13 protein-coding genes are annotated in these 14701 nt (G+C 34.2%); 6 read left to right on the forward strand and 7 right to left on the reverse strand.

Features of this window, described 5'->3' with window-relative positions:
• The first annotated feature begins 6 nt into the window (after positions 1-6).
• Positions 7-366, forward strand: a complete 360-nt coding sequence (locus KMW28_RS08715; RefSeq protein ID WP_215585819.1) for an HIRAN domain-containing protein — start codon at positions 7-9, stop codon at positions 364-366.
• A 35-nt stretch (positions 367-401) separates the two neighbouring features.
• Here the strand turns inward: KMW28_RS08715 and KMW28_RS08720 are convergent, their stop codons facing one another.
• A complete protein-coding gene (locus tag KMW28_RS08720) occupies positions 402-2882 on the reverse strand; it encodes a type ISP restriction/modification enzyme (RefSeq protein ID WP_169664561.1) in 2481 nt (826 codons plus the stop codon).
• 204 nt (positions 2883-3086) lie between these two features.
• Between KMW28_RS08720 and polA the strand changes: the two genes are divergently transcribed.
• Together polA and KMW28_RS08730 are read left to right on the forward strand one after the other, a co-directional pair.
• Positions 3087-5879: a DNA polymerase I gene (gene polA / locus KMW28_RS08725; RefSeq protein ID WP_169664560.1), complete on the forward strand. Its 2793-nt coding sequence runs from the start codon at positions 3087-3089 to the stop codon at positions 5877-5879.
• A gap of 13 nt (positions 5880-5892) precedes the next feature.
• A complete protein-coding gene (locus KMW28_RS08730) occupies positions 5893-6768 on the forward strand; it encodes a geranylgeranylglycerol-phosphate geranylgeranyltransferase (protein ID WP_169664715.1) in 876 nt (291 codons plus the stop codon).
• Between the two features lie 24 nt (positions 6769-6792).
• Here KMW28_RS08730 and KMW28_RS08735 read toward each other — a convergent pair whose 3' ends face one another.
• The 6 genes from KMW28_RS08735 to KMW28_RS08760 form a co-directional block, all read right to left on the reverse strand.
• Positions 6793-7143 (reverse strand): type II toxin-antitoxin system PemK/MazF family toxin, encoded by a 351-nt coding sequence (locus KMW28_RS08735; protein ID WP_169664559.1) that lies wholly within the window; start codon positions 7141-7143, stop codon positions 6793-6795.
• Between the two features lie 5 nt (positions 7144-7148).
• Entirely contained in the window at positions 7149-7388 is a 240-nt protein-coding gene (locus KMW28_RS08740; RefSeq protein WP_169664558.1) for a ribbon-helix-helix domain-containing protein, read from the reverse strand.
• A 234-nt stretch (positions 7389-7622) separates the two neighbouring features.
• On the reverse strand, positions 7623-8426 hold the full coding sequence (locus KMW28_RS08745) for a DUF1338 domain-containing protein (protein ID WP_066208233.1): 804 nt from the start codon (positions 8424-8426) through the stop codon (positions 7623-7625).
• Positions 8427-8524: 98 nt separating this feature from the next.
• Positions 8525-9937 (reverse strand): hypothetical protein, encoded by a 1413-nt coding sequence (locus KMW28_RS08750; RefSeq protein ID WP_169664557.1) that lies wholly within the window; start codon positions 9935-9937, stop codon positions 8525-8527.
• Between the two features lie 82 nt (positions 9938-10019).
• Complete coding sequence (gene rbfA / locus KMW28_RS08755) at positions 10020-10412, reverse strand: 30S ribosome-binding factor RbfA (protein ID WP_169664556.1); 393 nt, start codon at positions 10410-10412, stop codon at positions 10020-10022.
• 132 nt (positions 10413-10544) lie between these two features.
• On the reverse strand, positions 10545-11870 hold the full coding sequence (locus KMW28_RS08760) for a DUF3137 domain-containing protein (protein WP_169664555.1): 1326 nt from the start codon (positions 11868-11870) through the stop codon (positions 10545-10547).
• Between the two features lie 124 nt (positions 11871-11994).
• Between KMW28_RS08760 and KMW28_RS08765 the strand changes: the two genes are divergently transcribed.
• From KMW28_RS08765 to KMW28_RS08775, 3 genes are all read left to right on the forward strand, one after another.
• The gene (locus KMW28_RS08765; protein WP_169664554.1) at positions 11995-12990 is read left to right on the forward strand and encodes a glycosyltransferase family 9 protein; all 996 of its coding nucleotides are present in this window, start codon (positions 11995-11997) and stop codon (positions 12988-12990) included.
• A 58-nt stretch (positions 12991-13048) separates the two neighbouring features.
• Positions 13049-14131 (forward strand): aminotransferase class V-fold PLP-dependent enzyme, encoded by a 1083-nt coding sequence (locus KMW28_RS08770; protein ID WP_169664553.1) that lies wholly within the window; start codon positions 13049-13051, stop codon positions 14129-14131.
• A gap of 63 nt (positions 14132-14194) precedes the next feature.
• On the forward strand, positions 14195-14698 hold the full coding sequence (locus KMW28_RS08775) for a hypothetical protein (protein ID WP_169664552.1): 504 nt from the start codon (positions 14195-14197) through the stop codon (positions 14696-14698).
• The last annotated feature ends 3 nt before the right edge of the window (positions 14699-14701 follow it).

The raw sequence follows: 14701 nt of genomic DNA on the forward strand, positions 1-14701 counted from the left end.
CTAATGATGGCACAACCTAATCACATAAATAATTTAGTAGACAATGTCTCTAAAGAGTTGTTGTTTGAGGGATTTTTGTCTGGATTCAGGCATTACGCACTTGATGATCAAGAGTGGGAAATTATGCGTCAGAATTTGAAGTTAATAAGACATGCAACAAACCCGCATGACGAAAATGCCATTGCTGTTTTTGCCAATTCTATGATGATTGGCTATGTTCCTAAAACTCATTCAGAAGTTATTGCGAATTACATCGATAAAGGAGAAAATATTATACCTGAATTAATTGATGTTAACCCAGAGGCCACTAGCCAAGAAAAAGTATACTTTAGAATCTGGAATTATAAAGTAAAACTTTCATCATAATAATATTTTAAAATCAGTAAGTCTTTTTTCTGTTTTTAGCTTCTTTTTCTCAACTTCAGCACCGGTTTTTTATTTTCAAACAATTCCTCTGGCATCACTTCTTCAAGCACTTGTTGCAGTTGAGATTGTGTTTCCAAGTTCTTCACCAATTCAATAAGGTTGATATTTGAAATTTCTTCTTTAAAATACTTTCTTAAGCTTCTATTTAAAGGCTTTCTTTCTTTATACTGTTGAATGATTAATTCTTTTAGATCAGTGTTTCCCCAATGCATTTGATGATAAAGCAAATCGGCATTACGAAGATATTGGGTATTATTCAATTTAATGTCTTTCCCTTTTTCGTATTCATCTTCACCAATTACTTCTAAGTTTACCTCTTCATTCATCAATTGAATGGATGAAGCATATACCTTCTTACCAATTTTGACCCACTTCCAGAAATCGTTTAATAAAGGAATTCTAGGCGGCATGGCCACTAATTCTTTCTGATAATCATTTTGGTAAGTAGGATGATTGAGAATAGCCAAACAGTAAAAGAATATATTTTCTTTCGTCAGTTCAGACTCCTTTAAAGTACGCTCGATTTGAATTTTTTCTAAATCTTTGATCTCATTGGATAAATTACTGATACTAGAATTTATCGCCGATAACATTGATTTTTTTTCTGTAGCCCCACGATAGAGCTGAAGCATTTTATTTTGAAGTGCTTGAAGTTGAACTTGAATTAAATCTAATTCGTTATCCTCTTTTTCAATAATTCCCTCAATTTTTTGAGTAAACTTATGAAGCACAGGTAAGCGTTGTGTGTGCTTACTGATCAGTCCGATTTCGTATATCAGAAGCCCTTTTAAACTTGCTACAGTACTTTTCTTACCTGCCTCTGGCAGACGTGGGATATAGTATTGTTTAAAGCGTTGTAACGCCCAATCACTAACATTATCATCAAAAGAGGCATCTTCTTTATACATCTTTAATGGTAAGAGAGTGACTTGATGTTTTCTATCAAAAAAGTCGGATAAAACCGGAGCATTGGTCGAAATTATATCAAACCCTGTAGCAGCATTAGACCCAATACATAAGACAGGTTGTTCTTTATCCAATCCAAAAGAATGTGCATTCGTCCAAGCTTTCGTATCTTCTTCAGATAAGTATACCCATTTCTTTACAAAGGGCTTTTGATATACTTTGAGATAAGCTTCTTCGAATTCTTTTTTGTTATCAGGTAAAACTGCCTGGGCTACTGTTTTAGAAGATTCTTTCTGTAAATCTGCAACTTTAGAAACCAATTGTTTTTTATTGAAATCGGTGACCCAAGATTTATTTTTCAATTGTATAGGAGAGACCGCTTGTTGAAAAATACTCTTTTCCTTTTGAGAATACATACACAAAAACTTAGTGTATTCTTCAGAAGAAAGTGTGATCCAATCTCCAGAATCCTGACTGATCTCTGAAAAGTCCTCAAGGTAACTTGGAGCATAATACACCCCATCAAAATCATTTTCTTTATCGAAAATAAAACAATAGACCAATTGCTGTGAATATTGATGTGCTTGAATATACACTCTATGGCAGACTTCAGTCACTTTATCTCTCCAAAATTTATATTCAGGAGCAGCTGCTAAAGAATGATCACCTCGAATGACTAGAATACCATTGTTTCCCAAACGTTTTTTTGCCCAAAGTAACCAATAGGAGACAGGGTTTCTTTTTTGATCACCAGAAAATGCCTTTTTAACTTTATTCGTCCATTCTTTATGAGCACTTCTATTTCCCAACGACATCTGTTGAATCGTACCAAATACAATTTGAACAGGTTCTCTATTGAGATTGATGAGTTTGTCCAAATTAGAATCCTCTTCGGTAAACTCAAAGTGTGTTTGACCTTTAGGTTGAATGTCTACAAAACTTAAACTATTGCCATAAGATCGCTTACTTTCCGAGATCACGACTGCACACCAATAATAGACCAATAAATCATAACAAACGATGGTATTTGATTTAGCTTCATTGTCTAAAAATGGAGGTAAGGTAAATGAAGGATATAAATACTGAGCATGTTGTCCTGCATTATTTAAGTGTTTCTTCATCAGAGATTTGAACATGCCGTTAAAATAATCGGGCAATTCTTCTCCTTCCTCACGACCCATTAATTGAGTGTATAGCTCATTCCGATCCGTTCCGTTATCAAGAAGCACATCAATTTTTTCTTTTAATTGATGAATGGCTTCATTGAACGCATCTTTTTGCTCTAGAAATTGAAGCAAATTGTGAAATGCTAAATAAATAGGGTCAGCTTTCAGTTCCCCCAATTCATCTGATGTGAAAAGGTGGGATGAAATGCAGTCAGCGACAATATGTTCACTCAACATTTTTAATAAATCGTCCACATTAAATGTAGGGAAAAATGATTTCTTAAATGTTTTTATCAAGTGATCACCATGTTGTGCTACTTCGTTTCTGAAATTGCCTGCAAACTGTAATTGTTGCTGAATATTTAGTATAGCTTCTCCTATCAAGGTCTAATTGTTTTTACGCTCAATGTAGTTTCAAATGGCAAATAAAATGAATTACTTTGATTTAGTGTAGAGAAAGTACAACAATTAAAAATCATTTGTGATTATCCATCAAAATACTTCTCAACTTCGTATATTCGCATCAATAGAAAACACGACAAACAACATCAACTTTTAGGATGTAATTGTCCTTTGAATAGAATATTTATGAAGAAATTATTTCTGCTTGATGGCATGGCTTTGATCTTCCGTGCTCACTTTGCGTTAATTCGTAATCCTAGGATCAACTCTAAAGGAGTAAATACAAGTGCCCCAATGGGATTTGTCAACTCTTTATTGGAAATTCTAAAAAAGCAGGAACCTACACATATAGCCGTTTCTTTCGATTTATCTGCTCCAACATTTCGTCATGAGATGTACAAAGAGTACAAGGCAAATCGTCAGGAAACACCTGAAGATATATCCATCGCCATACCAATTGTAAAGAAAATCGTCGATGCCTTTAATATCCCTCGAATCGAAATGGAAGGTTTTGAAGCAGATGATGTGATTGGAACAATTGCTAAAAAAGCAGCTGCAGCGGGAGGTTTTCAAACCTATATGATGACACCCGATAAAGATTATGCTCAGTTGGTAGATGATAATACTTTCCTATACCGTCCATCTACAAAAGGTGGAATCGAAATCCTAGGACCAAAAGAGGTATTAGAGAAATTCGATCTAGATAGAGTAGATCAGGTAATTGACCTTTTAGGTTTACAAGGTGATGCAGTCGATAACATTCCAGGTGTTCCGGGTGTAGGACCAAAGACAGCATGTAAACTTCTAAAAGAATATTCTACTGTTGAAGGCATTATCGAAAATGTAGATCAACTAAAGGGTAAGCTTAAAGAAAGAGTATCTGATAATCGTGAACAAGCGATTCTTTCTAAAGAATTAGCGACGATTAAGATTGATGTTCCGGTAGAGTTCAATGAAGAGGAATTGAAAGTAAAAGAGCCAAACAAAGAAGAGTTGGTGAAGATTTTCAATGATCTTGAGTTTAAAACTTTATTGAAAAGAGTGTTCCCAGGTGAGGCACCAAAAAAGGTGACTCCAAAGCCGGGTGAACAAACATCTTTGTTTGGAGGTGGTGCTCCAGCCGCAAAAGCTGCTCCTGAAGAAGTGGTTGAAGAAGAGATCGAAATTCTTATTGATACGATTAATTCTATCAATAAAAATTACAGAATGATCGATTCTGAGGAGAGATATCAAGAACTTGTAGATTACTTGATAAAACAAAAGGAATTCGCTTTCGATACAGAAACGACTTCTCTAGATTCATTAGTGGCTCAACCCGTTGGTATTTCATTCTCCGCTAAAAAAGATGAAGGTTATTATGTGCCTTTAACATTAAACGAAGAGGAAGATCAAAAAATCTTATCTCACTTTAAAGCACTTTTTGCAGATGAGAAGATTTTGAAAATTGGTCAGAATCTTAAATATGATATTCAAATTTTAGATAATGTAGGTGTAGAGGTCAAAGGACCCTTCTTCGATACCATGTTGGCGCATTACTTAATTGAGCCAGATAAACGACATGGTATGGATACGTTATCAGAGCATTATTTAAATTATAAGCCTGTTTCTATCGAAACTATTCTAGGTAAAAAAGGGAAGAAACAGAAAAATATGAGAGATATCCCTGCTTCAGAAGTATATGAATATGCTTGTGAAGATGCAGATATCACGCTACAATTGAAATATGCTTTAGCTGATCAACTCAAAGAAAAAGAAGCAGAAACGTTATTCAACAATCTCGAAATGCCATTGATGGAAACATTGAGATTGATGGAAAAAGAAGGAGTAAATCTAAATGTTCCGTCTTTAGAAACGTACTCTGTGACCTTGGCAGAAGAAATCGTTCAATTGGAAAAAGATATTTATGCACTAGCAGGAGAGGAATTTACTATTTCTTCACCAAAACAGTTGGGTATTGTCTTATTCGAAAAAATGAAGTTGGTCGATAAGCCAAAGAAGACTAAAACAGGGCAATATGCCACTGGAGAGGAGATCCTTCAAGGTTTAAAACAACATGAAATTGTTGGTAAAATCTTAGACTTCCGTCAGTTAAACAAACTGAAGAGTACGTATGTAGATGCGCTTCCTAAGTTGATCAAAGAGGATGGTAGAGTGCATACAACGTACAATCAAGCCGTAGCAGCTACAGGGCGTTTAAGTTCGACAGATCCCAACTTACAAAACATTCCAATTCGTTCATCAAGAGGTAAGGAGATTAGAAAAGCCTTTGTTGCTCGAGATGAAGATCACGTATTTATGGCTGTCGATTATTCTCAAGTAGAACTTCGAATTATGGCTGCCTTCAGTAACGATGAGGAAATGATCAATGCATTTAAAGCGAAAAAAGATATTCACACTGCAACTGCAGCAAAAGTCTTTAAAGTAGCTGAAGAAGAAGTGGATGCAGATATGAGACGTAAAGCCAAAACAGCCAACTTTGGTATTATATACGGAGTTTCAGCCTTTGGTTTATCTCAACAATTGGACATCCCTCGTACAGAAGCAAAACAATTGATCGATGCTTATTTTGAGGAATTCCCTGCTGTGAAAAAATACATGGATAACGTAATCAATAAAGCACGTGAGGACGAATATGTAGTCACTTTGATGGGCCGTAGAAGATATTTAAGAGATATCAACTCAAGAAACTTTACGGTTAGAGGTATGGCTGAACGAAATGCGATTAACGCTCCAATTCAAGGTACAGCAGCCGATATCATCAAGAAGGCGATGATTGATATTCAAAAATGGATGGATACGCAAGATTTGAAATCCAAAATGATCATGCAGGTGCATGATGAATTGATTTTTGATGTTCATAAAGACGAATTGGACGTAATGAAATCAAAAATCAAAGAGTTGATGGAAAATGCCTACGAAATGAAAGTTCCTTTGGAAGTAGAAGTAGGTGAAGGTTTAAATTGGTTAGAAGCACATTAAGATGAATAAAGTGATGACGCCAACAAAAGAGAAGTCTTTTTTCATTGGTATGAAAGACTTCTTAAAATTAATTAGGTTCAATAACCTAATGATCATATTTATGACCCAATGGTTGGGCCGAATTTTCTTAATAGGTCCTTATCAAGAATGGAAAGACCATTTTACTGATATTGGTTTTTGGCTATTGACATTCTCAACCATGTTGATTGCAGCGGCAGGTTATATCATCAATGATTATTATGATATAAAAATTGATGCCGTAAATAAGCCAAAGAAACAGGTGGTGGGAAAAGTAATGAAAAGGAGAGTAGCGATATTAACGCATACGGTCTTCAATTTTGTTGCTATCGTTATTGGTCTATTTCTATCAAAAGAAATTGGGACTATCTTTTTCTTTACGACTTTTTGGTTGTGGTTATATTCTAATAATCTAAAAAGAAGAGCATTTATTGGCAACCTTAGTGTTGCAGCAATGACCTCTATGTCCATCTTTTTGATCAATATCTATTTTATAGAACACAATAAGGCGGTGTATCAATTTGGTTTGTTTGCCTTTTTTGTCTCTATTATTAGAGAAGTGATCAAAGATTTAGAAGACAAAGAAGGAGATGCACAATTTGGATGCAAGACACTACCAATTATTTGGGGTGATAAAAAAACAAAACAGTTCGTATATGTTCTGTTTGCGTTGTTCGTCATCTTATCTGCCTTGATCATACAGCGCATTGAAAATGAATATTTCCAATACTATTTTTCTGGTTTGATAATTCCAGCATTTTTCTTGATGTTTATGCTTCATAGAGCATCTTCAGTGAGGAATTATCATGATATCAGTAAATGGATAAAGTATTATATGTTAGCAGGCATTGTAGGGATGGTGTTTGTTTAAGTAAAAAATGAAGTTTATGTGATATTAAATATCTAACATAAACTTCATTTTTTTATCTAATTCGTTTTGTTTTTCTTTCGGAAGGGAAATTATAAAATCTCTGAGTCTATCTTTACTTATTACCCTCATTTGTGTGAGTACAATTTCTGAATCTTGAGGAAGGCCAGTCACTAATTTACTAAGTTGAACACCTAAAATTGTGTTACCAGTAACTTTTGTAGTTATAGGAATAGCATAACAAACAGTATTTCCATTTGCATTTAAAATCAAATCATTTTCGAAAATGACACAAGGTCTTTCTTTGCCTGTCATTTCGTTTTTTTTATTGTTTTGAGGTGTCAAGTCCACCCAATACATCTGATATTTTTTTAGCATTATGATTAAAGAATATCATTATCATTTAATTGTTCAAACTCATCCATGATTTCAGAATTGATTTTCAGAAGATTCGAAAACTCTTTTTCTAACTGCTTTTTTATCAATTCCTCTTTTAACTCTTTTACTTTGTCTTTTATAGCTTCAAGAAAAAACTCATTATTTGATTTATAATTAAAAGAGTTGACGATTTCATTTACTTCTTCTAGCAAACTTTCATCTGCTCTTAATGTGGTTGTTTTCATGATAGTAGGTATTTTATAATAAAACAAATTTACGACATCAATAAGTAGTATCAAAATGTGACTTCATTTAAGTTTTGTAAATCGATACTATGTTTTATCAACTTTCATAAACGATTAATTCTTTAGTAATAGGTTAATAATTGAAACTTCAAAATTCTTTCAAGTATAAAAAAAACACCCCAAAATAAAATTTTGAGGTGCTAAGCTAGTTAATTGAATTGGTAGAAAAGGGTGTTAAGCCGTTGCAACATCAGTACTTTCAAAAATCTTATCTGCTGATGAGGCGATAAAACCTTCAAAAAGTTGCCCGTCTTTAAGTTCATATCTTTTAGCAAACTCATAATAACAAGAAGGGATTTCGTACTCTCCTTCTATAAAGTTTACCTTCGTTTTATCTGCTAGGATAGAGGATTGCTCTAATAATTGCTCTTTAGAACCTTTGATTTCACCTCCTGAAGTATTCATAGGGAAGCCGTTGTCTTTTAAGAAATCATTAACTGATTCAAGTGTATCGAAGTTCTCCAATTTGTTGACATACACTGTAAAGTGATTGGCTCTGAATCCATACACATACATCCAAGCTGCATACTCTGATTCTGCAAGAAGTTTTTCGTAGATTTTGTGAGATGGAGTACCCCATGTTCTTCCTTGTAATAGAAGATCTTCGCTACTGTAATGAGGGATTTGAGAAATCTCTACACAAGTATCAGCTACTTCCTGAAGGAACTCACTGCACAACTCTAAGCGAAGTTCTGAGATAAAGATTTTTGGCATATCCTTATCAATACGATGTTCTAGGTGAATGGCTTTGAGTTTTTTGGCTTCGAAGATATAGTCTCCTTTTTTCTCATAACCCATAGCCAAGAAAGGCTCTGCAAGCTTTTCTTTGTTGACTAAATCATGATTGAAGGTACGGATAGCAATATGGTCGTTTGCTATGTTTTTCTCTCCTTTTTTCTTGAAAATATCATGAATTTTAGCAGCAGAAGGAGTTACATTGATGTACTTCTGCCATAAAAGGTCAATAATGTTTTTCATGTGTTTATTGGTAGTGTGTATCTTATTTATAAAACGTAAAATTTACATTTATAATGCAAATATACACACAGTTTCATAAGCACAAAATAAAATGATTATTAATTTTTTCTTTTGTAGATAATCGCACCATTATCAAGGATTACTTTCTCGTATTGTTCCTTGATAATACTTAAATAGGAAAGGACTTGTTCACCTTTTCCATTCAAATCGACAATGGCATCAGGCATATCTTCTTCGAAAGAGTTGTAGATAGAACGTATTTCGTCGTAAGAATCGACTTGATCAAAGAAACGGTTACAAACTTCCCAATTCAGGTAACCTGTTGCTAATTTTTTTCCTTTTAAGTAATTAAAATCGTCCCCAAATACGATAACACGTTCACCAAGGGTTTCCATACCATTAATAGGTTGTGAAAGGGCATCTTGATAAGGTGAATCTAAATTCTTGGGTAAAAAGCCAAAAGCGGTAGCATACATTATACCCAATAGAGAAAGGGTGTAAAATGCTGTGGTGATTTCGCCGATTAAACTTCTTCTGATCATCAGTAACTCGTGGGCTGTGAAGAAGGCAATAGCAGGTACAAATAATATTAATTGGAAAGTAGTTGTGTATATAGAGAAAATAAGGCTAATTATGGCCGTAATCACCCAAATTAACATCACTTGCTGAATGGATTGCTGATAATTAATAAAGGCATTATTTGAAAATGTTCTGAATGAGCCAAAGATAAACATCAATAATGGGAAGCCAAGTATGATCAATATTTGATCCCAACTTTGTATAAAGTCATGCTCGTTCCAACCAATTGACATTAAACTAGCTTGTACAAAACTTTCTAATGCTTGATTATAATAGAGATATATCAAATAACTTCCCCATACTAAAGAGAAGCCTATAAAAGCTAAGAAAAGACGTTGAAAAGAGGATACTCTAAAGGTAGCCAAGGCGAAAATACCCATCAATAAAAATGAAAAACTTGGTAAATAAGCCATTGATGCTAAACCGAAGAATACACCTGTATTTAATATACTTTGTTCTGTATCGGTTCGTTCCATCCTTAATAAACTTCTAAGACCTATCAATAAGAAGGTTAAAGAAATTAAGGTAGGCGAAAGGGTCATGAAATCGAAGCTGAAATTAGAAGCAATAAGGTAAATAAAACCTGGAACGAATGTTTTTTGTTTATACGCTTCACTTCTGTTCATCATGGAATTAAACATGATGGATTGTAAGGCGGTCAAGAAGGCTGCTATAATAAAATAAGCCGTTCTACTACCGTCAAAAAATTTTGCTATTAACCAATAAAAGCCTGCAGATATAGGTGCAACGTTGTCCCAAACATCACGATACATTGCTTTACCTTCTGCTAACTTTGCTCCTAAGGTAAGCCAATGAATTTCCTCTGTAAGTAAAGGAATATCGCTTAGCCAAATTGGTAGACGAATAATTACAAGTAGAATGAAAATAAAAATGACTCTTAGCGGGTCGTTAACTTTAAAAAATGAAAGCATGCTAAATGTAATTCAAAAAATGGTTTAATAGAGTACGGACATTGCAGTGCAACGTCCATACCATATATCTTTTGATAAGAATCTATCTTGTGTAAATATCATCATCATCTTCCTCCCCTTTGTCATCTGGGATATCAAGATCTTTGAATAAGTCTTCGATTTTTTCCGCCTCTTCAGCAGTGTTATCGTAGTAAAATCTTAATTCAGGAATAATTCTCGCCTGATGGCGAATTCTTTGTGCTAATAATTTTCTGATAGATTTATTCTGTTTATCGATCTCTTCTACTTTAGCTTCAGGATTTTTTTCCAACAAGAAGCTTAAGTACACTTTTGCAAGACCCAAATCAGGAGAAATTTCAACTTGTGTTACAGTGATAAAAGTACCACCAAACATGGCTACTGAGTTTTGTTGAAAGATTTCACCTAAATCTTTTTGAATTAATCTTGAAAATTTATGTTGTCTTTTACTATCCATTGTATGTAAAATATGAATTCAGTTTGAAAATGAAGATTCGACGGAATAATCTTCTGTAAAGGCATATTAGCCTAAATAAATAACTATCATACAAAATTGGGGAAAATAATTGGTTTATAAAGGCAATTGATACTATTCTTTCTCATCATCTTCATAATTATTATCATTATCAAAATCTAAAGGGAGTTGATCGCCATGTTTTCTCATCATTTGGTCAAAATCAAATTGCTCCATGTGTTGAGACGGCGAGACTTCTTCATCTTCCATCATTTGATCTTCCATACCAAATAATTCGGCTTCCGATTTTTCAGTATGATCACCCAATTCATCATCAAAGTCATCAAATTCTGAGTCTTCGTCTTCTTCTTCCTCTTCCATAACTTGTTGAGGTTGAAAATCGAGTACTTCATCTTGAATAAACTCATTGGTAGAACCACCAAAGTTGTTATCAATGCTACTAAAACTATGTTCGGATTCATCTTGAGGAACAGGATCATTTAGTGTGTGAGCCACAGAGATGATCATACTCAAGTCTTTATATAAATTCTTTAAGATAAATGATCGGGTTAAAGAGTGTGCTGTGTCTACTTTGAAAAGCTCCTTTCTGATATCAAGAAAAACATACATATGATTCCCTTTTAATATACAGCTGACTTTGGCTTTAAAATGCTTTGCTATTTCTGATAGTTTAGATACAAAATCGTCTTTTAAAGTGATTTCAGCCAAGGCTCTATTTTGAGCATACACTTTAAAGTTTTTTCTAAAATTGATATCCCTAATTGGAACATAATCACCATATCGAGTATCCGTTTCTTCAATTAATCTACCCACATGTCCCCATTGATGTTGGATATCATCATTAAATATATAAACATCCGTTTTTACTTCTTCTTGAAGTTCAAAAATCATAAAGAAACCATGAAAGTAGGTCTTGTACTTTAACTCAGGCTCTTTGATTTTATCAAGTACTTTGTTCTTTTTTGGAGGTAACTGTGTGGCTGCCTGAATTTCAGAAACCATCATTGGAGTACCCTCAATTGTTCCTTCTATGAGATCATCACCTGTATAAACATCAGGAATTAAGGTATGGAAACCACATTCTTTCCATCTATCAAGAGGAATGTAGCCTTCGGGATCGTATTGAAGAGATGGATCCATAAAACGCATCATTTCTCGAACGACTAATTCTTTGTACTCAATTTCGATCGTATCATCTTGATAATTTTCTTTGAAATAGGTGTAAGAAAAATAAGGAGCAAAAATGATCATGAAGTATAAACCATAAATATTGATTTGATCCAAGTAAATAAGTATCCAAGTAAAGAAAAGGAATAAAAATGTGAGACCACCAAACTGCAAACGTTTATTATGCATGGCGTACCTCTTCTTTTCTAATTCTTCCAACTGTGGTTGAATATGGACTTTAAAGTGCCCCTTAAAAGCGTCGAATGTTTTCATTTAAGCTTTATCGATGATCAATTTCAATGGAAGATATAAAAATAATCAATTAAGAGAGGTTTTAAAGTAGTTCTAAGTTCAATTTTAAATTGGATTTTACAGAATCTTATTAGAATTTTACGGGATGAATAAGTTTTTGGTGATACAAACTGCTTTCATTGGGGATGTAATTATGGCAACAGCTGTAGTCGAAAAACTAATTAAGTTTTACCCTGATGCTGAAATCGATTTTGTAGTGCGTAATGGTAATGAGGGATTGCTGAGAAATAACCCTCATGTGAATGAAGTAATCATTTGGAACAAAAAGGAAAATAAAAACAAAAACCTTTGGAGAGTTTCTATGGAAATTCGTCGTCGTAGATACGATCGTGTGATCAATTTACAGCGCTATTTCTCTACGGGTTTAATGACGTTCCTTTCTGGTGCCAAAACAACGGCAGGGTTTGATAAAAACCCTCTTAGCACAACGTTTACTTTAACCAAACAACATGTAATGGGTGAAGGAAGAGAAAGAGAGCACCACGAGGTGAGTCGTTACCTTTCTTTAATTGAAGACATTACTGACGCTGAGTTTGTTGGTCCAAAAATGTATCCAAGAGAAATTGATTACGAAAAGGCACATTTTGATAAGCCTTATGTAACGATGTCTCCATCATCGGTTTGGTACACAAAACAATTCCATAAAGATAAATGGGTGGAATTAATTAATAAGATTCCAACACGTGTAGCAGTAATTTTAAACGGCGGACCTGGAGATGGCGATTTATGTGATGAAATTGCTGTAAAATCGGGTAGAGAAAATATATATAACTGGGCAGGGAAATTTTCTTTCCTTCAGTCGGCAGCATTGATGAAAGGAGCGGAGATGAACTACGTGAATGATTCGGCTCCCCAGCATATGGCTAGTGCAATGAATGCTCCAGTAACAGCTATATTTTGTTCAACAATTCCAGAATTAGGATTCGGACCTTTATCGTCTGATTCTAAAATTGTTGAAGTTAAAGAAAAACTTTCTTGTCGACCTTGTGGTTTACATGGTTTAAAGAGTTGTCCAGAAGGACATTTTAAATGTTCTATGGATATAGATACAGAAGAATTAATATTACAGAAGTGGACTTAATCCATTTTCTGTAAGCACATGTTTCAAACATGATCTAACAACTAACAATTAACACTTTATGAAAAAATTTCACTTAACAGCGGGCCCAAGTGAATTGTATTTTACTGTGGAGCAACATATTCAGCAAGCATTAAAAGAGAATGTAGCTGTTATTTCCCACAGAAGTAAAGCTTTTCAAGACATGTTTGGTTTTACAGCATCTCAGGTGCGTGAGATGTTAAATGTGCCAGAGGACTATTACATGGTATTTACAGGTTCAGCAACCGAAGTATGGGAGAGATTAGCACAGAACTGTATTTCTAAAAAGAGTACACACTTTGTAAACGGATCTTTTTCTACTCGTTTTCATCAGTTTGCTGAGGCTTGGGGACACCAAACTCAAAAAATTGAAAAACCTTTGGGTGAAGGTTTTAATGCTGATGACTTCTCTATTGATGCGGATAGTGATTTTATTTCAATCACACAAAATGAGACCTCAACAGGGGTTCAGTTTCCATTAGAGGATATCTATAAAATCAGAGAAGAAAACCCAGACAAATTGATAGCCATCGATGCTGTATCGTCGATTCCATTCGTAGATATTGATTTGACAAAAGTCGATAGCTTGTATTTCTCTGTTCAAAAAGGAATGGGAATGCCTGCAGGTTTGGGGATTTGGTTGTTCAACGAAAGATGCCTAGAAAGAGCCAAAGAAATCAAAGCTTCTGGAAGACATTTAGGTGGTTACCATGATATGTTTACTTTGCTTAAAAATGCAGAGAAAAACATGACTCCTGCAACGCCAAATGCTTTAGGAATTTACCTTTTAGGTAAAGTTTCTGAAGATCTATTGCGTCGTAAGATGGATATCGTTAGAAGCGAAACTGAATATAAAGCAGGAATGCTTTATGCTGCAGTTGGTGCTCATAAAGATCTAGACTATGCAGTAAAAGAGGAGAGAGTTCGTTCAAAAACAGTCATTGTGATTGAAATATTAAACGGACGTTCGCCTAAAGATTTTATGGCTTATCTAGAAGAGAAGGGTTTAGTAGTGAGTACAGGTTATGGACCAAATAAGGCTACTCAAGTTAGAATTGCTAACTTCCCAACACACTCAAAAGAACTTTATTTCCAGCTGATCGATTTGATTAACGCTTGGTAAATTATACTTGTATGGACGTTGCATTGTAACGTCCATACACTTTTCATCTGAAATTCAGAATTCATGAAATCAACCACTATTACTTGGGGAGAAAAGAAAGCTTCCACTCAGATACTTTATTTGGCAGCTTCAACAATAGTATTTTTCATCTTTGTGTATTTATACAATTATCATTTAGATTCTCTGACAAAACAATTGTCTTTTTCTTTAATGTTGATGATCAGTGCTTTTGCTGCTGTAATTAGTGGGATCCAATTAGTGAAAAATACGAAAGGGAAGTCAGTATTAGGTATAGATGAAAAACAGATTGTAATTACTAATGAAAGTACATTTCTAAAAAAAAATCACACCCTACAACTTTCTGAAATTAAGAATATTAGTATCTACAAAAAGACAAAGCGGTTAGATTTCAATAAGAAGAATAAAGATAAAGACTTTTATTTAGTCATAGTTCAAAAGGATGGTGTTGAAATAAATGTCTTTCCATATGCTAAAATTGGCTTAGAAGATTTAAAGGCAATTGTGGAGTGGATGAATAAACAGATTAAGATGAAAAAGATTAGCTAATTT

The organism is Flammeovirga yaeyamensis, assembly GCF_018736045.1.
Taxonomy (GTDB): domain Bacteria; phylum Bacteroidota; class Bacteroidia; order Cytophagales; family Flammeovirgaceae; genus Flammeovirga; species Flammeovirga yaeyamensis.